Origin of the sequence: Nostoc sp. (genome assembly GCF_036917575.1) — a bacterium.
Lineage (GTDB): Bacteria > Cyanobacteriota > Cyanobacteriia > Cyanobacteriales > Nostocaceae > Nostoc.
In genome coordinates this window covers 33,254-57,700 of the sequence record NZ_JBALDC010000061.1, presented here as the reverse complement: position 1 = coordinate 57,700, position 24,447 = coordinate 33,254, and the positions used below count along the sequence as shown (strand labels likewise).

General features: G+C 41.1%; 22 protein-coding genes and 1 pseudogene. 17 read left to right on the top strand and 6 right to left on the bottom strand.

The features are described 5' to 3' along the window. Positions 1-232 precede the first annotated feature (232 nt). Entirely contained in the window at positions 233-2,557 is a 2,325-nt protein-coding gene (gene pcrA, locus V7K79_RS18005) for a DNA helicase PcrA (protein ID WP_335049364.1), read from the top strand. Between the two features lie 434 nt (positions 2,558-2,991). Here pcrA and V7K79_RS18000 read toward each other — a convergent pair whose 3' ends face one another. From V7K79_RS18000 to V7K79_RS17990, 3 genes are all read right to left on the bottom strand, one after another. Further along, complete coding sequence (locus V7K79_RS18000; RefSeq protein WP_335049363.1) at positions 2,992-3,285, bottom strand: antibiotic biosynthesis monooxygenase family protein; 294 nt, start codon at positions 3,283-3,285, stop codon at positions 2,992-2,994. Positions 3,286-3,766: 481 nt separating this feature from the next. Continuing rightward, positions 3,767-4,729: a cysteine synthase A gene (gene cysK, locus V7K79_RS17995; RefSeq protein ID WP_335049362.1), complete on the bottom strand. Its 963-nt coding sequence runs from the start codon at positions 4,727-4,729 to the stop codon at positions 3,767-3,769. 18 nt (positions 4,730-4,747) lie between these two features. After that, positions 4,748-5,230, bottom strand: coding sequence for an RrF2 family transcriptional regulator (locus tag V7K79_RS17990; protein ID WP_335049492.1), 483 nt, complete (start codon positions 5,228-5,230; stop codon positions 4,748-4,750). 214 nt (positions 5,231-5,444) lie between these two features. Here V7K79_RS17990 and cysE point away from each other — a divergent pair, with 214 nt between their 5' ends. Further along, entirely contained in the window at positions 5,445-6,170 is a 726-nt protein-coding gene (gene cysE, locus V7K79_RS17985) for a serine O-acetyltransferase (protein ID WP_442938953.1), read from the top strand. Positions 6,171-6,369: 199 nt separating this feature from the next. Next, positions 6,370-6,960 (top strand): Crp/Fnr family transcriptional regulator, encoded by a 591-nt coding sequence (locus V7K79_RS17980; RefSeq protein WP_335049361.1) that lies wholly within the window; start codon positions 6,370-6,372, stop codon positions 6,958-6,960. Positions 6,961-6,966: 6 nt separating this feature from the next. Here the strand turns inward: V7K79_RS17980 and V7K79_RS17975 are convergent, their stop codons facing one another. Next, positions 6,967-7,305, bottom strand: a complete 339-nt coding sequence (locus tag V7K79_RS17975; protein WP_335049360.1) for an NIL domain-containing protein — start codon at positions 7,303-7,305, stop codon at positions 6,967-6,969. A gap of 72 nt (positions 7,306-7,377) precedes the next feature. Here V7K79_RS17975 and V7K79_RS17970 point away from each other — a divergent pair. Next, positions 7,378-7,537 (top strand): annotated as a pseudogene (locus V7K79_RS17970) (IS4 family transposase); the annotation flags it as partial. Positions 7,538-7,626: 89 nt separating this feature from the next. Here V7K79_RS17970 and V7K79_RS17965 read toward each other — a convergent pair. Beyond that, entirely contained in the window at positions 7,627-10,872 is a 3,246-nt protein-coding gene (locus V7K79_RS17965) for a WD40 repeat domain-containing protein (RefSeq protein ID WP_335049359.1), read from the bottom strand. Between the two features lie 244 nt (positions 10,873-11,116). On the opposite strand from V7K79_RS17965, the gene V7K79_RS17960 reads away from it, so the two are divergent. Together V7K79_RS17960 and V7K79_RS17955 are read left to right on the top strand one after the other, a co-directional pair. After that, complete coding sequence (locus V7K79_RS17960) at positions 11,117-13,030, top strand: ArsA family ATPase (RefSeq protein WP_335049358.1); 1,914 nt, start codon at positions 11,117-11,119, stop codon at positions 13,028-13,030. Positions 13,031-13,075: 45 nt separating this feature from the next. After that, entirely contained in the window at positions 13,076-13,360 is a 285-nt protein-coding gene (locus V7K79_RS17955) for a hypothetical protein (RefSeq protein WP_335049357.1), read from the top strand. A gap of 822 nt (positions 13,361-14,182) precedes the next feature. Here the strand turns inward: V7K79_RS17955 and V7K79_RS17950 are convergent. Next, positions 14,183-14,434 carry a gas vesicle protein GvpG gene (locus V7K79_RS17950; RefSeq protein WP_335049356.1) on the bottom strand — a complete coding sequence of 84 codons (252 nt, stop codon included), beginning with the start codon at positions 14,432-14,434 and terminating at the stop codon, positions 14,183-14,185. 213 nt (positions 14,435-14,647) lie between these two features. Between V7K79_RS17950 and gvpN the strand changes: the two genes are divergently transcribed. From gvpN to V7K79_RS17895, 11 genes are all read left to right on the top strand, one after another. Beyond that, entirely contained in the window at positions 14,648-15,820 is a 1,173-nt protein-coding gene (gene gvpN / locus V7K79_RS17945; protein WP_335049355.1) for a gas vesicle protein GvpN, read from the top strand. Next, positions 15,817-16,164, top strand: a complete 348-nt coding sequence (locus tag V7K79_RS17940) for a gas vesicle protein (protein WP_335049354.1) — start codon at positions 15,817-15,819, stop codon at positions 16,162-16,164. The genes gvpN and V7K79_RS17940 overlap by 4 nt, the downstream gene beginning before the upstream one ends. Beyond that, positions 16,151-16,585, top strand: a complete 435-nt coding sequence (locus V7K79_RS17935; RefSeq protein ID WP_335049353.1) for a gas vesicle protein K — start codon at positions 16,151-16,153, stop codon at positions 16,583-16,585. The genes V7K79_RS17940 and V7K79_RS17935 overlap by 14 nt, the downstream gene beginning before the upstream one ends. 36 nt (positions 16,586-16,621) lie before the next feature. After that, entirely contained in the window at positions 16,622-17,365 is a 744-nt protein-coding gene (locus V7K79_RS17930; RefSeq protein ID WP_335049352.1) for a GvpL/GvpF family gas vesicle protein, read from the top strand. A 250-nt stretch (positions 17,366-17,615) separates the two neighbouring features. Next, the gene (locus tag V7K79_RS17925) at positions 17,616-19,439 is read left to right on the top strand and encodes an AAA family ATPase (protein ID WP_335049351.1); all 1,824 of its coding nucleotides are present in this window, start codon (positions 17,616-17,618) and stop codon (positions 19,437-19,439) included. A 240-nt stretch (positions 19,440-19,679) separates the two neighbouring features. Further along, the gene (locus V7K79_RS17920; RefSeq protein ID WP_335049350.1) at positions 19,680-20,369 is read left to right on the top strand and encodes a GvpL/GvpF family gas vesicle protein; all 690 of its coding nucleotides are present in this window, start codon (positions 19,680-19,682) and stop codon (positions 20,367-20,369) included. Positions 20,370-20,609: 240 nt separating this feature from the next. Next, positions 20,610-20,831 carry a gas vesicle structural protein GvpA gene (gene gvpA / locus V7K79_RS17915; RefSeq protein WP_335049349.1) on the top strand — a complete coding sequence of 74 codons (222 nt, stop codon included), beginning with the start codon at positions 20,610-20,612 and terminating at the stop codon, positions 20,829-20,831. Between the two features lie 74 nt (positions 20,832-20,905). After that, a complete protein-coding gene (locus V7K79_RS17910; protein WP_335049348.1) occupies positions 20,906-21,604 on the top strand; it encodes a gas vesicle protein GvpC in 699 nt (232 codons plus the stop codon). A gap of 237 nt (positions 21,605-21,841) precedes the next feature. Then, positions 21,842-23,272, top strand: coding sequence for a response regulator (locus V7K79_RS17905; RefSeq protein ID WP_335049347.1), 1,431 nt, complete (start codon positions 21,842-21,844; stop codon positions 23,270-23,272). A gap of 145 nt (positions 23,273-23,417) precedes the next feature. Next, the gene (locus tag V7K79_RS17900) at positions 23,418-23,780 is read left to right on the top strand and encodes a response regulator transcription factor (protein ID WP_335049346.1); all 363 of its coding nucleotides are present in this window, start codon (positions 23,418-23,420) and stop codon (positions 23,778-23,780) included. A 14-nt stretch (positions 23,781-23,794) separates the two neighbouring features. Then, positions 23,795-24,328, top strand: a complete 534-nt coding sequence (locus tag V7K79_RS17895; RefSeq protein ID WP_335049345.1) for a chemotaxis protein CheW — start codon at positions 23,795-23,797, stop codon at positions 24,326-24,328. The last annotated feature ends 119 nt before the right edge of the window (positions 24,329-24,447 follow it).

The following is a 24,447-nucleotide window of genomic DNA, read 5'->3' as shown; positions in this document are numbered from 1 at the left end:
TTAACGTAATAGTGAAAAATGATGGAAAACCTGTACAATCTTGTGGGCGAAAGGGTATAGAGAGAACCTCTAATCAAGAGTATTACTGACAGGGAAGTAAAGTACTAGGAGTTACGCAATCTTTTGTTGACCAAGTTTCGTTAGGATATTGTAACCTGGGCAATAGCGACTCTCTATTGATGTGACCCCAGGCGTAGGCGTAGCCCGTAGTAGACATCGCTTTTTCACATCCATGACAACAACCATCGACTTTCTCACTCACCTTAACCCCAGCCAACGTCAAGCTGTCGAACATTACTGCGGGCCATTGCTAGTTGTTGCTGGCGCAGGTTCCGGTAAAACACGAGCGCTGACTTATCGGATTGCCAATCTGATTCTCAAACACCGTGTCGATCCAGAAAATATCCTGGCGGTTACTTTTACCAACAAAGCCGCGCGGGAGATGAAAGAACGGATTCAACGGCTGTTTGCGGAACAACTGGCGATGAAACAACACGGTAAGCGTTTTGATTTGTTGACAGAATACCAACAAACGCAATTGCGATCGCAAGTTTACAAAGATACGATTAAAGACTTATGGTGTGGCACTTTTCACAGTCTATTTTCTCGTATTCTCCGCTTTGATATTGAAAAATATGTAGACGAAAAAGGACGGCGTTGGAATCGCAATTTCTCTATCTTTGATGAATCAGATGTCATCAGTCTAATCAAAGAAATTGTCAATAAACAGTTAAATTTAGACGATAAGAAGTTTGACGCCCGCTCTGTCCGCTACGCTATTAGTAACGCTAAAAACCAAGGTTTATCACCCCAAGAATTTGAGCAAGAACAACCTAATTATCGCGGACGGGTAATTGCCCAAGTTTACAATTTATATCAAGATAAGTTAGTAGAAAATAACGCTCTCGACTTTGACGATCTAATTCTTGTACCAACTAGATTATTTCAACAAAACGAGCAAGTCTTGGGTTACTGGCATCGCAAGTTTCGCCATATCCTTGTAGATGAATATCAAGATACTAACCGTACTCAGTATCAACTTATCCACTTATTGGTTACTAATGGCGAGACTAGAAAAAGTGAATGGAAATGGGAAAATCGCTCAGTTTTTGTTGTTGGCGATGCAGATCAATCCATTTACAGTTTTCGGATGGCAGATTTTACTATCTTGCTGGGATTTCAGGAAGACTTTGGTGATGGTTTGCTAGATGATGACACCCGGACAATGGTTAAGCTAGAAGAAAACTATCGTTCTTGTGAAAACATTCTGCAAGCGGCGAATGAACTGATTGAAAATAACACCCAACGGATTGATAAAATCCTTAAACCAACACGGGGGCCAGGTGAGCAGATTTCTTCTCACAAAGCGGATAATGAACTAGAAGAAGCCGACTTTGTAATTCATCAAATTCGCACTTTAGAACAGCAAAATCCCGAATTGAACTGGGGTAGTTTTGCCATACTTTATCGGACAAACGCCCAATCTCGTCCCTTTGAAGAATTGTTGGTGAAATATCGAATTCCTTACACAGTTGTGGGAGGAATGAAGTTTTACGATCGCAAAGAAATAAAAGATGTCATCGCTTATTTAAGAGCGATCGCTAACCCATCTGATACAGTCAGTTTATTAAGAGTTATCAATACTCCCCGCCGGGGAGTTGGCAAAACCACTATTGATGCTTTGGTGAACGCCTCCCAGCAACTAGGGACAACTTTGTGGGAAATACTCAGCGACGAAACATCAGTTAATACATTAGCTGGACGGGCGACGAAAGCTGTAAATAGCTTTGCCGCAATGATTAGCCGTTGGCAAGGGCAAATCGCCACGCTTCCGGTGACTGAGGTTTTGCAAGGAATACTAGAAGACTCTGGTTACGTTCAAGACTTGATGAATCAAGGCACAGATGAAGCCACAGATCGAGTACAAAATGTCCAGGAACTTTACAACGCCGCACTGCAATTTCAAGAAGAAAACGAAGAGGTTTCTCTCCAAGATTTTCTGAGTAGTGCCGCCCTCAGTTCCGATTTGGATAATTTAAAAGAAGGACAGACAGCTGTTTCTTTGATGACTTTGCACGCTTCTAAAGGTTTGGAATTTCCCGTAGTATTTTTGGTGGGATTAGAACAAGGGCTATTTCCTGGACACCGATCGCTAAGTGATCCCGCATCTTTGGAAGAAGAACGCCGCCTGTGTTATGTGGGGATTACTCGCGCTCAAGAGCGGTTATTTTTATCACACGCGCGGGAACGTCGTTTGTATGGTTCTCGTGAACCTGCGATGCGATCGCAATTTCTCGATGAATTACCAGAAGAATTATTATCTGCCAAACACTTAAGTCGTCAAACTTATACTAGAAGTGCCTCTACTCCTAGTGGGAAACAAGATGCAACCCAGAATTGGCAAGTAGGCGACCAAGTATTACATAAAACTTTTGGTATTGGTGAAATCACTCATGTTTTCGGAACGGGTAGTAAGATATCTGTAGCTATTAAATTTGCTAGCTTAGGACAAAAAATTATTGACCCCAGAGTAGCGCAGTTGCAACGAGTGGAGTAAGAGATATATAAACGACCACATAGACTATATTTTGATGGTGCGTTACTACAAAACAAGCTGTGTCAACTACAGAAGAAGCATTTATAACTCCAGAACATGTTGGACTAACTAAAACTTGTTCATTTGTAACTCCAGAACGTGCTAAACTAACTAAAACTTGTTCATTTGTAACTCCAGAACGTGCCGGACTAACTAAAACTTGTTCATTTGTAAGTTAGGAAGAAGTTTTATTAACTAAAGTTTCTATTTTACTTATCATTTTTGGACTTTTTATAGTTAATTATTAAATTTTTTTAGTCAAACTTTAGTTTTACTTATCTAAAAATGAGTTATTTGTAACTAAAACACCAACATTTATAAGTTGAGCTTAGGTTGTATTAACTCTAGCTTCTTCTGAACTTATCAAAGGATGAGTTTTTGTAACTTATTGTTTTTCATATTTCAATTTCTTCAAAGTGTTCAACAGTGGGAAATGGCTCATAAAAATGATGCAGAAGTTTTTTCCACTCTTGATACTCAGCAGAACTTCTAAATCCTACAGTATGAGATTCTAAAGTTTTCCATCTAACAAGTAATAAGTATTTACCTTGGACTTCTATACATTTATGCAATTCATGGGATAAATATCCGTCCATTGAATAAATAAAATTAGAAGCTTTTTTGAAAGCAGCTTCAAAATCTGATTCTAGACCAGGTTTAACAAGAAGCATCACAGCCTCAAGAATCATAAAGTTTTGCAGTGAATTATGTACATCAGTTTTTTGTGGTTTACTAAAATTTTCCTAACTTGGTTGCTAATCCTCATTTGCTAGATTTTTCCAAACGGTAAAACTTTTTGGCTCTGCACCTTTTTTGATATATTTCACCGCTTCAAAATCTCTCCTTCCGGCTTGACTTGGCTAATTACTTGAAGCGAATGGGTAGTGACAATAAATTGGCAATTTAAGAGGCATACAAACGACCGCATAAACTATATTTTAATGGTGCGTTGCTATAGAACAAGCTGTGTCAACTGTTTAGGCTAGTCAAAACTAGACGTAAGCGCCACCCTTGAGATTGACGCTTACACCCAACTTTCTTTGGGCTTTATCTTCTTAAGTTGACACGAATGCTCAGTGCCGTGTCCCTATACGTGGCAATATAATGTTGTACTGCATCTGAATGAGAACCGCTATATATTGCGACTAATCAACTATCCAAAATCAAATATTAAACTTTACTCAACCACTCATTCTCCTCTGGGTCTTTAAATAGTGAAGTACTGAGGTAGCGTTCGCCGAAGCTAGGCTGAATCATGACGATCAGGCGACCTGCATTTTCTGGTCGTTGTGCCACTTGAATAGCCGCGTATAAAGCAGCGCCAGTAGAAATCCCCGATAGCAATCCTTCTTCTTTTGCAAGGCGACGGCTATAAGCGATCGCTTGTTCATCCGCTACCTGAATCACTTCATCTACCATCTCTGAACGGTAAATTGCTGGGATAAATCCTGCACCGATACCCTGGATTTTGTGAGGCCCTGATTTCCCACCTGCTAATACTGGGCTACTGCTTGGTTCAACTGCGATTGTTTGAAAACTCGGCTTCCGTTTTTTAATAACTTCTGCAACTCCGGTAATTGTTCCACCAGTACCCACTCCCGCCACGAGAATATCTACCTCTCCATCAGTATCATTCCAAATTTCTTCGGCTGTGGTTTCGGCGTGAACTTTCGTATTAGCAGGATTGCGAAACTGCTGTAACATATAAGCATTGGGCGTTTGATCTACAAGCTTTTCTGCATGAGCGATCGCTCCTCGCATCCCTTCTACCCCTGGTGTTAACTCTAGTTGAGCGCCATAAGCTTTGAGCATAGATCGTCTTTCGTGGCTCATTGTGTCAGGCATCGTTAGAATGAGATGGTAACCCTTAGCGGCCGCCACCATCGCTAACGCAATTCCTGTGTTTCCAGAAGTTGGCTCTACTAAAACAGTTTTTCCGGGGTGAATTAAGCCTGCTTCTTCTGCCGCTTCCACCATACTCGCACCAATCCGGTCTTTCACAGAAGATGCTGGATTCATGCTTTCTAGCTTCACCACAATCCGAGCAACCGCTCCTGAAGCTTGGGGAATCTTGTTTAATTGAACTAAAGGAGTTCGGCCGATTAACTCTGTGATATCTTTTGCTATCCGCATGTGTGTACTCCGTCGTGTCTAAATATAATACATCGGACTCTGCTGGGCGCGAGTTTCTCTTTCCTCACACAAGTCTTGGAGTGTATAGCGACCCAAAACTTCAATTGAGGCAGCATTGGCTTGCTGCCAAACTTCATGTACCAGAGTCTTTTCTAGAGTGCAAGAGTCAGAGGTATCTTTCTCTTTCCGTTCACCTTCTACCAGAGTGACAATTTCAAGTATTGTGATCTGCCAAGGTTCACGAACTAAAACGAAACCTCCTTTAGAGCCGCGTTGACTCTGCACCACACCAGCACGCCGGAGGTTGGTCAAAATTTGTTCCAGATAGCGTTCAGGTATGGGTTGCTTGGCAACGATCTCACTCATGGTTAGAGGAAGTTTTTTTCCGTGGTGGCTTGCCAGTTCTAAGAGTGCCAGCAGCGCGTATTCCACTTTGGAAGACAGATCCAAGAGAGTGTAGTTTTGGCTATTCAAGACTGTACTCAATATACTACGGTGAATTGAGGGACTTATCGCAGTTTAATGCGAAATTAATTTTTTTCAACTGTGGAATGTGATAGCATCCCACTTATTCCCCACCAAAACACTATAATCTATCGACTTACCGTAGATTGCTATCTAATACAATTCCCATAAATAACTCGATTTTTTTGTGGGAATTATCCTGAGTTTCTGTTTTCAGAGCCTCACCTACCAACAAAAATCTCAACAGAGTATGCTACTAACTGATTTGCAAACCATTTTTGAGCGTGACCCAGCAGCCCGTAACTGGCTAGAAGTATTGCTTTGTTACCCTGGATTCCATGCCTTAGTGTTTCATCGATTGGCACACTGGCTGTATAAAATTGGAATTCCTTTCATACCAAGATTCATCTCTCATCTTAGTAGGTTTTTAACCGGAATTGAAATCCATCCTGGAGCATTAATTGGCCAGGGGGTGTTTATCGATCACGGCATGGGAGTAGTGATTGGTGAGACAGCGATCGTGGGGGACTATGCTCTGATTTATCAAGGTGTCACCCTTGGCGGAACTGGAAAAGAAAGCGGTAAACGCCATCCAACTTTAGGCTCTCATGTAGTTGTGGGAACGGGTGCGAAGGTTTTGGGAAATATTCAAATTGGCGATCGCGTCCGTATTGGAGCCGGTTCTGTGGTGCTACGAGATGTTCCCAGTAATACTACAGTAGTTGGGATTCCAGGGCGTGTGACTCGTCAGAACAACTTGACTACCAATGTTCTAGATCATGATAAAGTACGCGACGTAGAAGCTGAAGTAATTCGCGCTTTATTTGAACGTGTCAAGTCTCTAGAGAAACAGTTTGAGCAGTTAGAACAATCAAGTTTGTCCCCAACTGAGCTTGGCGGCGAACTTACCGATAACCCCAAAAGCAAAAATTCTGATGGGATGATTGAAGATTTTCTTGATGGTGCGGGAATTTAATTTAGGGAATGAGGCATTGGCCAAACAGGGAAGAGAATTGGGGACAAGGGGAAGGGAAAGACTTGTTGCAAATTCTAACATTTAGTCACCTTGTCCCCCTTGTCTCCCCTCCTCCCCTCTTTAAAATACCCATAGGTTCTTATAAACTGATATAAATATAATACTACGGTTCATTTATCGGAGAATAGTTTTATATAACATGGTGTCTTTGTACACAAGTTTAGCTAGTTCAACCAGTAATAATACTAAGCAGCTTTTTACCCGTAGGTCATTTCTACCAGAGCATCATAACGACCTTTGGAAGATTGATACGGGTTTTGTGAGAACTTTTAGCTATCTGGAAGATGGTACAACTGTTGCTCTAGGATTATGGGGGCCTGGAGATGTCGTTGGTAAGAGTTTGTCAAAATTAGAACCTTATCAAATGGAATGCTTAACTAAAGTAGAGGCAACAGTTTTACCTATAGAGGAGTGGACTGAACTAACAGAAACTCTACTTGCCCATATCCAACAGGCTCAAGAATTGACGATCATTCGTAGCCATAAAAAAGTCGATACTATGCTCATCAAGCTATTGGCATGGTTATCCAAAAAATTTGGTTCGGAAGTTGAGAAGGGACGTTTAATAGATATGCGTCTGACTCATGAAGACCTAGCGGAAATGCTCGGTTCAACTCGTGTGACTATCACTCGTATTCTTGGGCAGTTTGAGCAAGAGGGCTTAATTGATCGTCTTTCTCTACATCGAATTGTGTTGCGAGAAGAAGAAATTTGGTACTATGAAATTTAAATTATTTCAGTAAAACCAACTATCGCCGTCAGCATTCGGCTTGCCCACAATTCTAATATTCAAGGATTCTAGGTAAGCTAAACCGCTAGAAATTTGTGGCACTGTTCCCCGCAGTTCAATGTCAAAGCATCCTTCTGCATCTGCATTTGGTTGTAGCATAGCTTTGGTAATATTAACTACCAAGCCATAAATAGAAATTAACTGCGAAATCACGGGCGCTTGCAGATAGCATTTGGGAATATGTATCCGCAGACGAATCTGAGTAACTTGGCTTTTTTTGTGAACTGAAGAAACCAGTGATAATCTGTTTTGAGAATTGGTTTTTTGATTATTTAGTGCTGCCATTGGATACAATACCTTAGCCAAAATAAGAGTGTGAAGAGGTAGGGCTGACGTAGTAGAGTTATTGTTTCTCACATTGAGCTTAAAGCATATTATCGTGGCTTTCAATATGTTCATGAAATGTTAAAAATGCTTCCCAAAATCCCTGAACCTATTTTATTAACCCAGATTTTTGCCAAGCTTACTTATGCACGGACGTATTCATCCCGTTTCTACAGGCGTTGAACCCTCTTAATTTGGCTAAGGTACTGCTTGCGATTTCCCTTTGTTTTTTACTACCCCAACTCACATAAAGCGTTTTATTCTAACCTGTCACGGATGCGTTTACCCTGGGTTCTCTGTGGGTACTGATTGCCAAGCAAGGCGATGTTTCCAATGCGATGTGAAATTAAGTTGAACTGCTTGGTTAAAGTCATCCAAAGCTGCTGAATAAGCTTTCTCTTTTAGCTTTGCTGTACCTTGGTTGTTGAACTGTTTGGGGCATTGTGGATTCCATACATATTTTTCACAAGTTTGGTAGGCAATTTCTACATCACTGCTATTTTCAGGATTTTGCAAGACGGGATGATAATGTAACCTATTGCAACAAACTTGCAACCACGCTTGCCACCCACAGCGCCATAAGCGCACTGTCGAATCATTGCTACCACTGGCAATCAGTGTACCATCAGGGCTAAAAGCTGCGGAATTTACCCAATATTCATGCCCGCGCCAAGGTTGGCCGATTGGGTTGCCTTGGATGTCCCATAAGCGCACTGTCGAATCATTGCTAGCACTGACAATCCATTTACCATCAGGACTAAAGACGACACAATTCACTTCTTTTTCATGTCCGCGCCAAGGTTGGCCGATGGGGTTGCCGTCAATATCCCACAAGCGCACTGTCGAATCATTGCTAGCACTGACAATCAACTTACCATCAGGGCTAAAGGCGACACAATTAACTTCTTTTTCATGTCCACGCCAAGGTTGAGTGATCGGGTTGCCTTGGATGTCCCATAAGCGGATTGTCGAATCATTGCTAGCACTGACAATCCATTTACCATCAGGACTAAAGGCGACACAATTAACTTCTTTTTCATGTCCGCACCAAGGTTGAGTGATCGGGTTGCCTTGGATGTCCCACAAGCGTACTGTCGAATCATTGCTAGCACTAACAATAAATTTGCCATCAGGACTAAAGGCGACAGAATTCACTTCTTTTTCATGCCTGCGCCAAGGTTGAGTGATCGGGTTGCCTTGGATGTCCCACAAGCGGATTGTCGAATCATTGCTAGCACTGACAACCCATTTACCATCAGGACTAAAGGCGACAGAATTCACTTCTTTTTCATGTCCGCGCCAAGGTTGAGTGATGAGGTTGCCGTCAATATCCCACAAGCGGATTGTCGAATCATTGCTGGCACTGACAATCCACTTGCCATCAGGGCTAAAGGCGACACAATTAACCCAATTCTCATATTTGCGCTGCGATCGCCCGATCACCCGATCTTGTAGTATTTGATCTAGCTCCCACAAACGCACAGTTTTATCCCCACCACTGACAATCAGCTTGCCATCAGGGCTAAAGGCTAGAGAATTAACTTGTCCTTCATGTCCGCGCCAAGGTTGAGTGATCGGGTTGCCTTGGATGTCCCACAAGCGTATTGTGCGATCGCAGCTACCACTAACAATCAACTTGCCATCAGGACTAAATGCTACAGAATTTACATGTCCTTCATGCCCGCGCCAAGGTTGAGTGATGGGATTACCTTGGATATCCCACAACCGCACTGTAGAATCACTACTGCCACTGACAATAAACTTGCCATCAGGACTAAAGGCGACGCAAATAATTTTTGCCTCATGTTTGTGCCAGGGTTGAGTAATTAGATTACCTTCTAAATCCCACAAACAAACCGTTCCATCAAAACCAACACTGATAATGCAATCGCCATTTGGGCTAAAGGTGACGGAAATAACTCCTTCTTTGTGTCCGCGCCAAGGTTGAGTAATGGCGTTACCTTCTAGATCCCACAAACAAACCGTTCCATCAAAACCAACACTGACAATGCAATTACCATTTGAGCTAAAGGTGACGGAAATAATTCCTTCCTGATGTCCCTGCCACGGTTGAGTAATGAGATTACCTTGTAAATCCCATAAACACAGAATTCCGTCAACACTGCCACTAACAATAAATTTGCCATCAGGGTTAAAAGCTATGCAATTAATCTCTTGCTCGTGTCCCCCCAAAAGTTGAGCAATCGGATTGCCAATGATATCCCACAAGCACACCGTAGAATCACTACTGCCACTGGCAATAAACTTGCCATCGGGACTAAAGGCTACACAATTAACCTCTTGCTCGTGTCCGCACAAGCTATTTGCCTCTGTGGGTGTGTTCATTGCTTCTTTTAAACTTCCCAAAACAGAAGCTAGAAGCTGATTTGGGTATTTCTCTAGATTTTCACCCATTGTTTGAATTGCCAGCACCAAACCCTCTAGCGGTTTGACAGGAAGTAAATTCAAAACCCTGGCAGATTGCTCGCGTAATTTTAATTCAGTCAGTGCAAGGTTTAACTTTTGAATTTCTTGTTCCTTTTCTCTCAAATCGCAATCCTGGCATCCAACATTAGCATTAATATATTGATTAGCTTGTTCGCTTAAATAACCAAATGTTTGCTCTTTTACTTCTTGATAAGTCTTTGTCTTCAGAACCCGGTTTGCAATATCTTCCTTTTCCCACAATACATTCAAGGTGTATGCCAGAAGCGGTAAAGAATCATCTTGTTGGTGAAAATCATCAATAATTTGCTCAACTAGCCCTTGTTCAAAGGTTACGCCATTTCTAGCAGCAGGTTCAGCGATCGCTAACTTTAATTCGCCATCGCTCATTCTAGTGAGTATACGACTATAGCGATCGTGGATCTTCGCGAGTTTGGGATACTCACTAAATCTATCCAAAAAATCAGAGCGCATTGCTAAAACAATTTTGACAGAGCTATCCTGCTGCTGCAATAGTTGAAATAGACTAGTAACAAACTTGTCACGTTCTGGCTTTGGAGTTTTCGTAAACAGTTCTTCAAATTGGTCAATAAAAATCAGAACACACTGATAATCTTGTTTAAGAAATGTGACAATTTTAATTAGAGTATCTTCTTGGATTTTTCGAGCAATATCTGCTATTTTTGATTGTTTACCATAAGTAAAAGCAAGACACTTATAAAGAGATTTAAAAGGACTTTCATCTGGATGAAAAGTTAAATTAATTAATGAATTTTTATTATTTCCCAAATAAGGAATTAAACCTGCCCGAATCAATGATGATTTGCCACTGGCTAATGCTCCTAAAAGCAAAAGGACATTATCTTTTTTCAAGCGATCGCCCAGATTAGCAATCCACTCCTCCCGTCCAAAAAATTTGTTTTTATCTTTAATTTCAAAAGTTTTTAATCCTAAATAGGGAGAGTCTGTTTTGAGTGGATGACAATAAACATCTTCAGACTTACTGTCAGAAAAAAAGTTGTATTCAGAAATACCTTGGACATTACACCCAATATTTATATCGCCTTCAGAACTGTTAACCATCTTATTTCCTTACCTTTGGACACCTCTGGATAAATCTTTACCTTAGTTATAATTCCTTGGCTAATATTTGTAAGTACCTCAACAAAATTAATTACACATTCTCTTGTGAAGCTTTTCTGCCACCGTATATAGAAGTTTTGTAAATCCCATCGGCGAAAGATTAAAAAATTAAATTTTTTTATTCAGCAAAATTACTTAAGCAACTTTAAAAAATCTGTAGTAACTTTATCCTTAAACGCCGTAAATGGCAAACGGGATGGAACTTTTTGATAACCTACACCTTGCTATGTTTAGCGGCAAAGGTGGAGTCGGAAAAACAACAACCTCCTGCACCTTTGCATGTCGTTGGGCGCAGAAATTTGTCAATGAGCAAATTCTTTTAATCTCAACCGATCCAGCTCACTCTCTTGGAGATGTCTTACAAATTAGCGTTGATGACATTCCTCGTCCCATAGCGGAACTACCCAATCTACAAGTAAGGGCATTGGATGCAAAGCGTCTCTTACAAAAATTTAAAGAACGTTACGGTCAGGTTTTAGAATTGTTAGTGGAGCGGGGTAGTTTTGTTGAAGGAGAAGACTTGCTTCCAGTTTGGGATTTAGATTGGCCTGGACTGGACGAGTTAATGGGTTTGTTAGAAATCCAACGCCTTTTCAACGAGCAGCAGGTAGATCGAGTAGTAGTAGATATGGCTCCTAGCGGTCATACTCTCAACTTGTTTGGCTTGATGGATTTTTTAGATACTTTCCTCCACTCTTTGGAACTGTTTCAAGAAAAGCATCGGTATATTAGCAAGACCTTTGCTGGAAGTTACACACCCGATCGCGCTGACGAATTTTTGCAAACCCTGAAAGCTGAACTATCGCAAGGTCGTCGTCTGCTTCAAGATCCTACACATACAGCTTGCTTGTTAGTTGCGATCGCTGAACCAATGAGTTGGTTGGAGTCAAAACGATTCCTACAAGCCTTACAAACCATGCAGGTTCCTTGCGGAGGGTTGTTTGTCAACCAAGTCCTTACCAGTGCGACTGACCCAGATCGTTACCAAGAACAACAACCGTTGATCAGCCAGTATACGGCTCTTGCTAACGGAAAGCCGATGTTTATTGTGCCACAGCAAGATAAGGAACCTTTAGGGATTCTAGCCCTTAAGCATCTCATTAACCAAATCGATGTTCCTCAGCTTGAACCACTATCTCCTATTGATCTACTCCCAGTTCAATGGCCTGAAACAATTCCTCCTAGCTTTGGAGATTTTCTGAGCAAAGGTCGTCGCCTGTTACTAATTGGCGGTAAAGGTGGAGTAGGCAAGACCACAGTAGCAGCTGCGATTGGTTGGGCTATGGCTCAACAACATCCTGAGCGTAAAATTCGCATGGTTTCTATCGATCCAGCCCACTCTTTAGGTGATGCCTTTGGTTTGAGTTTAGGACACAAACCATATCAAATAACTGCCAATCTTCGAGGTCAGGAAGTAGATAGCGATCGCATTCTCGAGCAATTCAGAGCTGATTACCTGTGGGAACTGGCCGAAATGATGAGTGGCGAAACCCAAACAAGCGAAGCTATTGAAATGGCCTATGCTCCTGTCGCTTGGCGCAAAATTGTCGAGCAAGCTTTACCAGGGATTGATGAAATGCTTTCTCTATTAACAGTAATGGAATTGCTAGAGCAACAAGAAGAAGACTTGATTATTTTAGACACTGCTCCTACAGGTCATCTTCTACGTTTTCTAGAAATGCCAACTGCACTAGCAGACTGGCTAGCTTGGATTTTCAAACTCTGGATTAAGTATCAAAATGTCCTTGGTCGTACAGAGTTCATGGGGCGTTTACGAATTTTGCGACAGCGCGTCGTCAAAGCCCAAAAAGTGCTAAAAGACCCACAACAAGCAGAGTTCATTGGGGTTACACTTAACCAGGCTAGCGTACTTGCCGAACAACAACGCTTGTTCAAATCTCTGCAAGAAATGGGTGTAAGCCAGAATTATTTTGTTCTCAACCGCTTTACTTCTACAGCTACCATTAATTGCGATCGTGCGAGCCAGAATGACCACCAGACAAGTTTTCCAGGTTTGACAATGGTTCGCTTACCGATGCTTCCTCGCTCAGTTCAGCCTTTAGAACGCATCCAAGCAGCCGCCGCCTGTTTATTTTAAGTGGTAATTAAACTTAATACTTTCATATCCAAAGAGAAATTTATTATGCATCGCACTCCAAACCGTAGACAAATTCCAGCCAAACTTAGCTCAATGCCTCCTCAACGTTCTCAAGCAAGAGTTTACTTAAATGCTTACAAAATGATGTTAGAGAAAGAGCGTTTAGAGGAGGAACTAGAGAAACTCGAAGCACGCCGACATCAGATTCAGCAGCGTCTTGCTATTTTAAATAGTCAAACAATTGCTGAAGAGAACATCACCCATCAGCAAGCAAATACTGGCTTGGAGGACAATAGACCAAAATTCAACACCATAACATTGGAATACTAAGTAATCCTTCACAATAAAATCTCTTTCCTCCTAATTTCTTGTTAACTGAGAACCTTAGCGCGTCCATGCCGATTGATTTTCATTGTTGGACTGTAGACTTAGACACTGTAATCCTTAGCCTACAACGATTTTATCTTGATTAATCAGAATGCTTTGATGAACTAAAAACTACGTTAAGCATTTAGTAAAAGACCATCATATAAACACACCCTCGTGTTACGATCATTCGTTGTTTTAAAAATAGAAAAATCAACTCAGTGTGCAAAGAGACCCGGACGAGATTAGGGCAGATTTAAATAAATTAATTGAAGAAAGTCGAGCTATTTTCCCCAAACTAGCTTCTAGGTTGGATGAGGCATTAGTCAAAAGCGGAAACCTTGCCCAAAATCTAAGATGAGGTCAAGGTTTCGAGATGATAAAATTCTGCGCTAACAAATTTAGGTTATAGCAAAAAATAAATCAAGTTGTGTTTATAACTCATGTATAAGTAACTTACAAAATTTAATAACCGATTAAAAACAGAGGTGATATCCTCTCATTTTGATTTATTTGTATTTAATTTTACGCTGCCAGCCTTTTATTAAGTGCTTGCTTAAGTAGGTGAGCATAAAAAAATCAAACTGTGTAAAGAAAAGTAAATAAGGCTCAAACTCTTTCCCCCCACTGCTCCCTGCCCCCTGCCTTATCCCGACGATAATTATTTATGTCTACCTATTTAGTCTAATTGCTACCATATGATGTGGTGTAGCCTTCAGTATTGAGCATACCTTACTGTACGGTTGATAAATGCTTTATCCGTAGCCAACTTTTAGAGAATTGGTATTACTCTTGTGTCTGATTGCGTTCTTGCTCTTCTGCTTCCAGAATTGCTAATAAAAGAGCTTCTTCCTGAATTTCAAACTCTTCTTCCGGAATTTCTCCCATATCAAAAGCAAGTTGGAGTGCAAGAAGCTGCTTGCTGAGATTTTCTTTATCATCAATTTCAGTATTGGCTTGTTCTAAAATTTTTTCTCCAAGCCACGTTACCCCCATTAATGGGCCAGTAATCGGTAATAGTAAGAAGCGCAGAACCATATTATTTTACAGTTGTGTGGATTTATTAAACCTGTCCTCACAAGACCGTAATCTTGCTGATGACGTAAATATGAAACATTACTTATCTTGTGTTGAATGCCAAAATGCGTTGGATTTGAGTCCAGTTAAGGCTTTTTGACATCTGTATTTGAGATTTTTGATGTAAAAAAAATCACTTTTGCATGAGATTACTATTTAGGAGGAACTTAGAGTTTGACAACTGTATTAAATGCATCTTTGCAGCGTTTTGTCAATACCCCTGCTGTTCAACGCATCGCTCAACGTGCTTTGCGCTATTTACAGTCAGGTTATTCAGTACATTTACGTGGTGCAGCCGGAGTTGGAAAAACTACTCTGGCAATGCATCTAGCTGATCTGCTCAATCGGCCTATCGTTCTCTTATTTGGAGATGATGAGTTTAAAACCTCAGACTTGATTGGTAATCAATTAGGTTACACCCGCAAAAAGGTTGTTGATAACTTCATTCACAGCGTTGTTAAAGTTGAGGATGAACTTCGACAACACTGGGTTGATGCACGATTAACCCTAGCTTGTAAAGAAGGATTTACGCTGGTTTACGACGAATTCAATCGATCGCACCCGGAGGTAAATAACGTTTTACTCTCCGTACTTGAGGAGAGGTTGTTAGTATTACCAATGAACCAACATCGAGCCGAGTATATCCGGGTTCATCCTCAGTTTCGGGCAATCTTAACATCAAATCCTCAAGAGTATTGTGGAGTTCATGCAACTCAGGATGCTTTGATGGATCGTGTTATTACCATCGATATACCTACACCTGATGAACTGACTCAGCAAGAAATTGTAGTTCATAAAACAGCCATAGATTCCGAGAAAGCCGAAGTAATTGTGCGCTTAGTACGGAAGTTTTGGAGTCGGTCTGGCTCTGAACAAAGTGGTGGATTGCGTTCTTGTCTAATGATTGCCAGAATCTGCCACGAACACGAAATTTCTGTAAACCCTAGAGATCCTAACTTTCAAGATATTTGTGCCGATATCCTGCTTTCTCGCACGAATCAACCTCGCATGGAAGCAACTCGACTACTGGAAGAGGTTTTGAGCGAATTGCATCACGGTATCAATACTCAATCTCAGCCAGTAGAGATCATACCAAACAGTCAAAATCAGATTGTATTGGAACAACGAGTACCTTACGAGCATGAAGTTTACAATTACCTGTGCAAGTCTCCAGGAAGACCTTTCTCTGATTTGGCAGCAGAATTAGGAATTGATCGCGGTCAAATTGTGGCTGCACTCAAGTCTCTTAGAGAGCAGGGAGTATTAGTACAAATGCAAGGCAATGCCGGACTGCCGAACGTATCACAGACAGTAGCTTTTGATTCTGGGCATTTAATAAACAAATGAGTACTCATACTAACCGGGGAGTTATCACAACAACTCAGGGTTCTAGCTTGGCAGATATTCTCGAACGGGTTCTAGATAAAGGCATTGTTATAGCAGGAGATATTTCTATTTCCGTCGGCTCCACAGAACTACTCAACATCCGAATTCGTTTGTTGATTTCTTCTGTTGATAAAGCCAAAGAGATTGGAATTAACTGGTGGGAGAGCGACCCCTATCTTAATAGTCAAACTCGCACTTTATTAACAACTAATCAACAACTTCAAGAGCGTGTTGCCAGTTTAGAAACAGAACTGCGATCGCTCAAAGCACCCAATCTTATTAATCAAGAGAATGCAGGCGATTAGCAAATCAAAAGGTTCGGATTCCGGTTTAGCGCCGTTGTTATTGACGGTTGTTGAACTGATACGCCAACTCATGGAAGCTCAGGTGATTCGGCGAATGGATGCTGGGACCCTCAACGACAATGAGCTAGATCGGGCTGCCGAAAGCTTGCAACAGCTTGAACAACAGGTTGTTAAGCTTTGCGAGATATTTGATATTGACCCAGCCGATCTAAATATTAACTTGGGTGAAATGGGAACTTTACTTCCTGAATCTGGGGGATACTACCCTGGCGAAACCTCTAGTCAACCCTCTATTCTAGAACTCCTCGATCGCCTATTAAATACAGGTGTTGTGGTTGAAGGTGACTTGGACTTAGGACTGGCTCAGTTAAGCTTAGTTCATGCCAAGTTAAGATTAGTACTCACCTCTAAACCCCTGTAACTTTTTTATCTACATTCTTCTTGGTAAGACATTTATATGAGTTTTTACATTTATGGAATTTTGACCTTGCCTGCTCCAGAAAACTTTAGTTTACAGGGTTTAGATGGGCAACCCGTACAAATTAAAATTTTGGATGGTTTTGCAGTGATTTACTCTGAAGCACAGCAAGAGCGTTATTTAGCCAGCCGTCGTAACCTGCTAAGTCATGAGAAAGTCCTTGAGGAAATCATGCAAGCAGGCGATCGCAATTTACTCCCTGTGCAATTTGGACTTTTGGTTTCCAACTGGGAAACGGTTTCACAGCAATTAATTCGTCCCCATCAAGAAGAATTGACGCAATTGCTGGCGAAGTTATCGGGTCGCCGAGAAGTGAGTGTCAAAGTTTTTTGGGATACTGATGTTGAAATTCAGGGACTGTTGGCACAACACCCAGACATCAAAACCGAAAGGGATAAGCTAATAGGTCAACCCTTGAGTATGGAACAAGCAATCCAAATAGGGCAAGCCATCGAACAGGGAATGAACGATCGCAAGCAAGACATCATAGATATATTTCAAGGCACGCTCAACTTGATTGCGATCGATGTGGTGGAAAATACTCCCCAAATGGACACAATGATTTACAATGCAGCCTACCTAATTCCTTGGGAAGCAGAATCACAATTTAGCAAACACGTTGAAGCACTCGACCGTAAATTTGAAGAACGTTTGCGAATTCGCTACAACAATTTCACTGCTCCCTTTAACTTTGCTCGTCTGCGATTATTTAGTTCTAACTAATCCCAATTGTTTATAAAAATGCGCTTAATTATTTTGGAACATGCCAAATTATCCTCAGAAAATCTCTGTCTTGAAAAGCTTTGAGCGCCAGAAGCCAGCGCTCAAGCTTTTCGCTGCGTACCTTTGCGTTGAAAAAAAGCCATATAAAGAAACGGTATGAACAGTAATAAAAATTGAAAATCAAAAATTATTAAAACTTTTGAATTTTTTTAAAATTAAATTTTATCAACCTTTTATTTAAGTAAAATCAATGGACGATATATTTAAAGGATTTGAACAACTATTAGAAATTGCCAAAGCTTTAGAAGAAAAAGTAGAGAAAGGAGAGTTAAAAACTTCTATTCAAATTCAATCTCATCATCTTAGTAGTATTCCCCGGCAAGGCAATATTCCCAGAAAAAGTAATTCCAGCCGAGTCCAATCCAATTCCACCAATACAGCTACATCAATGGATGATGCTGATGTCACCCCCCCATCACCTCGGACGAACTCAAAAGCTTCTTGGCAGAATGTCGGCGGCTTGGCTGATGTTCTCAAAGAAATCAGAGAGTTAGTCGAAATTCCCCTTAAACGTCCAGATTTATTAGTGAAATTAGGGTTAGAGCCTCCGCGTGGAGTTTTGCTAGTTGGCCCGCCCGGTACAGGAAAAACTTTAACAGCTCGTGTTTTGGCAGAAGAGTTAGAGTTAAACTACATTGCCATCAATGGCCCAGAGGTGATGAGCAAGTATTACGGGGAAGCAGAAGCTCGTTTGCGAAGCATTTTTGAGAAAGCAACTCGTTCTGCTCCCTGTCTGATATTTATTGATGAAATTGACAGTCTCGCCCCAGATCGCAGCCAAGTAGAGGGTGAAGTTGAAAAAAGATTAGTGGCGCAGTTGCTTGGATTAATGGATGGGTTTGCTAAAACCGAGGGCGTACTGATATTAGCAGCAACAAATCGTCCTGATTATCTCGATCCGGCGCTGCGTCGTCCGGGACGCTTCGATCGCGAAGTTCATTTTCGCGTTCCCGATCGCGATGGACGATTGGAAATTCTCACGATTTTGACAAGTGCTATGCCCTTAGAGACTTCGATTAATTTAGCAGCGATCGCCGATTTGGCTGTCGGTTTTGTCGGTGCTGATCTCAAAGCTCTTTGTCAAAAAGCAGCCTACATTGCCCTTCGCCGTCAAGTCCCCTCGCTCAACAGTCCCATTCCTGAGAATATGACTGTCATGCAGCAGGATTTTCTCGAAGCAATTAAGGAAATAAAACCTTCAGTTCTCAGGACTGTAGCAGTTGAAATACCAAGTGTCAGTTGGGATGACATTGGTGGTTTGGATGATGTTAAACAAAAACTTCAAGAATCTGTGGAGGGCGCACTTCTTTACCCCGAACTATACGAGCAAACCAAAGCCAAGCCTCCCCGTGGGATTCTGTTGTGGGGACCGCCGGGAACGGGAAAAACATTACTTGCAAAAGCGATCGCTTCCCAGGCTAGAGCCAATTTTATTGCTGTGAATGGCCCGGAATTACTCAGCCGATGGGTAGGGGCCGCAGAACAAGCAGTTAGAGAACTGTTTCGCAAAGCTCGACAAGCAGCTCCTTGCGTTGTGTTTGTAGATGAAATTGATACCTTAGCACCAGCACGGGGACGATTTAGTGGTGATTCTGGAGTTAGCGACCGCGTTGTTGGTCAACTGCTCACCGAATTGGATGGGTTGCATGAATGCCCAAAAGTACTGTTAGTAGGAGCAACCAATCGTCCAGAAACCCTCGATCCTGCTTTGCTCAGAGCTGGAAGATTGGACTTACAAATTAAAATCGATCTACCAGATCGAGCCAGCCGATTAGGGATTTTACAAGTTCACAATCTAGATCGTCCCGTGGTTGATGTCGATTTAGAAACCTGGGCGACAGTTACCGAAGGTTGGAATGGCGCAGACTTGGCTTTGTTGAGCAATCAAGCTGCTTTAAGCGCAATTCGTCGGTACCGCGCCCAAGGATTAAGCGACTCCAGCCTGATTCAGATTACAAATGATGATTTCCAAGTTACATACCAAATGCTTGCTAATCAGCACCAATCTGAATAGAGGGCAGAAGGCAGAAGGCAGGAGGAAGAGGTAAGAATTTTCATGCTTGATTGTGCCAAAACTAGGCATGAATAGCTTACTTGAAAAAACGCAGAAGTTCAGAGCGGAAGCTGCTTAAATAGAACGGTGCAAATAAACAAAACTATATTACTAAAAGTAAATTTAACTAAAACCATCTACCTCCCGCCCTCTGCCACCTGCCTTGTCTCAACGATAAACATTTACGCCAACCTACTACTTATGTCAATATACGCTTATGCTCTTTTAGTACCGATCGCATCACCCCTTGTTTTACCTTTAGGGATGGAAAGGAATATTGAAATCGTTTACTCTTCTGGTTTAGCTGCGATCGTAGAGCCAGAAATCTTCCTAGAGGCAATACAAGCAAACGATGAGCGTTTACTTCAAGCTGTATTGAACCACGATCGCGTAATTCGAGAACTCTTTCAACAAACTCCCCTTCTTCCCTTACGCTTTGGTAACGGTTTTACCTCTGTAGAAAAACTGCTGAATCATCTAGAAAAGCATCAAGAGCAATATCTAGAAACCCTAACTCAGCTAAGAGACAAAGTTGAGTACACTTTAAAAGCTACACCCTGTGATTTGCTTGATGAGTCTGACACTATTGATGCTAAGGGAAAAGCCTATTTATTAGCTAAAAAACAACGCTACCAAACACAGCAAGTATTTCAAGTACAACAATGTCAACAGTGGGAACTCTTGAACCAGTTAATTCTCAAAACATATACAAATGTTATCTGTGAAACTCAAAAGCCAGATGTGCGGCAAATCCACTTTTTGGCACAGCGCAACGATTCAACGCTCAGTACGCAGCAGTTTTCTCTCTGGCAGATACAATGCTCGCACTGGCAATTGGCACTGAGCGAACCTCTACCACCCTATCACTTTCTGAAAAATACTCTTATATAAATTTATAAAAAATGATATTTGAAATTTTCAAAGAAACAATAAAGATAAGATGATTTTTTTATTTAATTTTTTATAAAAAATATATTGTTAACTTTTTAGGATTTTTTTATTTTCTTATATTTATCTGATATTTTTGGGAACACTAAATTCAGGAAGAACAAAACACATTGTGTAAGTTTTACCTACTGCTCCATCAGAGCAAGATGAAACCACTAATTAGAGTTATGTGAGGAAAGTAAAATGGCTGTTGAAAAAGTTAACTCATCTTCGAGTCTAGCTGAAGTTATTGACCGCATTTTAGACAAAGGAATTGTAATTGATGCTTGGGTGCGTGTTTCTTTAGTTGGTATTGAACTGCTATCCATTGAAGCTCGCATTGTGATTGCTTCAGTTGAAACTTACTTAAGATATGCCGAAGCAGTTGGTTTAACATCTCAGGCAGCTGTTCCATCTGTTGCTTAACACCAGATTAGAAAAAGGGAGTCCTCATGGCTCCTATTTAATATTTATAGTTAACAAAAAGGAGATTTCAGCTGATGGCTCTCAAGAATTTATGGGAACAAGAGCGATCGCAACGATTGCAAATAACTGCTGAACGCCGTCAACAAGTTAACCAGTGGAAACAGCTAACTAAACAAGAACTTCAGCTACAAGCAGATTTACTTCATCAAGACTTGAGCAATTTTGTTACCAACCTTCACAATAACAGAAAGTTACAACAGCAGCAATTTCAGCAAGAGATTGCAGAACGGGAATTAGAAATATTGCAGCTGAAAACAGATGTCTGGCAACGCCAGCAAGAATACCGCCAAGAGCGGGCAGCAAAGGCTCAGACATTATTCCAAGATTTGCAAAATTTCCGGGCACTTTTACATGACAGTGTTTGGGGAGATTCCAGTAATGGACAAGCAGTTTCCCCAACTCCTGCTGAAAAAGAGAAATTAGTTGCAACAGTTCCAAAATTGGCAATCTCCCGTTCTGCAATTAAAGCCACTGGTTTTCGTCCTAGCGTCAATACCATAACTAAGAAAGTACCTGCCTTGAATGGAGATGCTGTTAAATCTAGAGTGTTGCAATACATTCAGCAAGCTGAAGGAGCTACCTTGATCGAAATTGAAGAGGTGATAGGCTTAAGCCGGGTGCAAACGATAGATATCTTGCGCTCCTCAATTAAGCAAGGGCTACTAGAACAACGCGATCGCCAATACTTTGTTCGGCAACAAGCAATTTCTTGACAAACTTAATTCAAGCTGATTTTTTATGCAGACTAGCAGCTGGGCGATCGCTGTATACAATCGATAAGCATTAAAGCTGGTCTTTGCTTTGTAGTGTTCAACATTTCCATCTTTCTTTTTAACGTCTGTATTGACAAGCAATTTTCTCAATATATATAACATTGCAAAAGTAATATAGATAACTTACTTCTAATTAGAAAATGCCAAATTCAAGATATATAAGGGGTGCGATCCATTGTGAATCAATTGATCAACCAACTTCAAACTAAATTATTCACAGGCAGGCTGAATCTTGAAGCCAGGGATGGGCCGACTTGGACGCTATATTTTCGTTTAGGACGATTAATTTGGCAGGCTGGCGGTTCTAATGCTGATGAGCGATGGCGACGACACTTGTCGCAGTACTGTTCTAATCTGGATGTGACACAGTTGGAATGGCTTGTCTCTCCCCAGCAAAATTATCGCGAATATTGCATTCTTGCTAAGTTGCGAGAACAAAAATTAATCGAACAACAACAACTTGTTAACCTGATTACAAGCTTACTAGCTGAAGTCCTGTTTGATATCATGCAGTACGTTGAAGCCAAAAGAAATGGCAACAATCCAGCAGGGCAGTTGTCACATACTACCGTTGTTGGTGAAGTTCCTGGGTTTCTCCTAACTGTAATACCAACTGAGGAAGTCTTGAAACAGGCTACACAAGCCTGGCAAGAATGGCGAGATGCGGGACTAGCTAGTTACTCGCCCAATTTATTTCCTGTCATTCAACAAATAGAGCTACTCCCAGGACAAACATCCTTTAAACAAATTATTTCTGTAGTTGATGGAACAAAAACTTTACGAGGTCTAGGGCAAAAAAGCGGTCGGGATGTCTTAGCTTTAACCCGGTTCTTGATACCATTGGTAAAAGCAGGAGCGATCGCTTTTTCACCCATCCCAAACTTCAGGAAGATTGGGATTAGTAAAGAAACTGGCAACCCGTCCAATACAGTTAATAATTCCAATTCTTCACTAAAGACAGAAGAGGATACTGTTATACAAGTTGGGTCTAATTTTAAAAAAGTTACTCCTCCAGCAACTAGTAAAGAAACTGGCAACCTGTCCAGTACAGTTCCTAATTCTAATTCTTCACTAAAGACAGAAGAGAACACTATTATACAAGTTGCCTTACCAGCAGCTAGCAAACAATTTGTCAGTCCGTCCAGTGCAGTTAATAATTCCAATTCTTCACTAAAGACAGAAGAGAATACTGTTATACAAGTTGCTCCTCCAGCAGCTAGCAAAGCAATTATTGATATCTCAAAACCTTTAGTAGCCTGTGTAGATGATAGTCTGACGATCTGTCACAGTTTGGAGGAAATTATCACCCATCAAGGTTATCGTTTTGTTGGCATTCAAGAGTCTTTGATAGCAATTTTACAACTAATTAAAAGCAAGCCCGACTTCATTTTTTTGGATCTTTTGATGCCAAAAGTGAATGGCTATGAAATCTGTTCTCAAATCCGTAAAACTCCAGTTCTCAAAAATGTGCCAGTTGTGATCTTAACTGGGAAAGATGGAATCGTAGATCGGATGCGAGCAAAATTAGTCGGGGCAACAGACTTTTTGGGTAAACCCGTAGAGGCAGAAAAAGTACTTAGTGTGCTTCACAAGTATTTAACCGTTTAAGTTGAAGCAGTAGTTATATCGGTGGCTCCTTTACACCCATTTCCAAAACATATTTTGCCTCGAAAATTGCTTTTTACATCTGGGTTAGTGTTAATTAATTTATCGCAATCATTTTTCAAATTCTAAATTAAATAGTTAGGAAAAAATGAAAAAAGTTCTTTTAGTTGAAGATAGCCTTGCAGAATCCGAAAAGATGACACGTTACCTGGAGCAAGGAGGATATTCAGTTTATGAAGTTCGCAGTGGTGAAGAAGCTCAACTGAGGTTAAAACAACAAAAACCTGATTTGATCCTACTGGATTTGATTTTGCCAGGTCAAAGTGGATTTGAGTTCTGCCGCAAGTTGAAAGCCGATCCGATAACAAAAGCAATTCCGGTAGTGATTTGCTCAACTAAAAACACAGATGTTGATAAAACTTGGGGCACTATGAGTGGTGCTGATGGCTATTTAATCAAACCTGTAGATGAAAAGATTTTGCTCCAGACTGTTAGTAAATTTATTCGCTAAAGGAAATTGGGGCAATGGTACAGGTCAATGATAGCTTTTCTTCACTACCCATTAATAGCCAATTTCGACTTGAAAACTCTTCCCCAGGAAACAACCAGAGGTTTTTAAGATTTCCGTTGAATGGAAAGGTAAATGGGTTACTTCCACTAGCTGATTTGCGGGGAGTAATTCAGGTTTCACTCACCGAGATTTTACCAGTACCCCAGGTAGCAGAATTTTTGTTAGGCATAATGAATTGGCGGGGAGAAGCTATCTGGATTCTTGATTTAGCAGGTTTGTTGGGAGCAACACACTGGTGTCGGCAAGAAAATGTACGTAACTCTGGCATGGCGATGCTTGTTCAAGTCCAGAATCAAACTGTCGGGCTGTTGGTGGAGCAAGTCAATACCATTGAAGTTTACGATCCCCAAGAGCGGTTAGCAATTTCGGCATCGATGTTACCCGCCCGATTAGGCTCGTTCTTGCAGGGTTACTTTGTGGATTCTCAAGGTAGCCCTTTGATGTTACTCGACACCCATGTTGTGATTCAAGCCCTTCAGCCTCTTTAAAGTTCAGAGCTTCCTACCCAACGCCAAGGGCTTCTGGACGCTAAAGCCGTTTTAGAAAAGTAATTAGCCTCCGCTCTGTATTTTACTTATTAACTCCGACAACGTTTATAGCAAGAAAG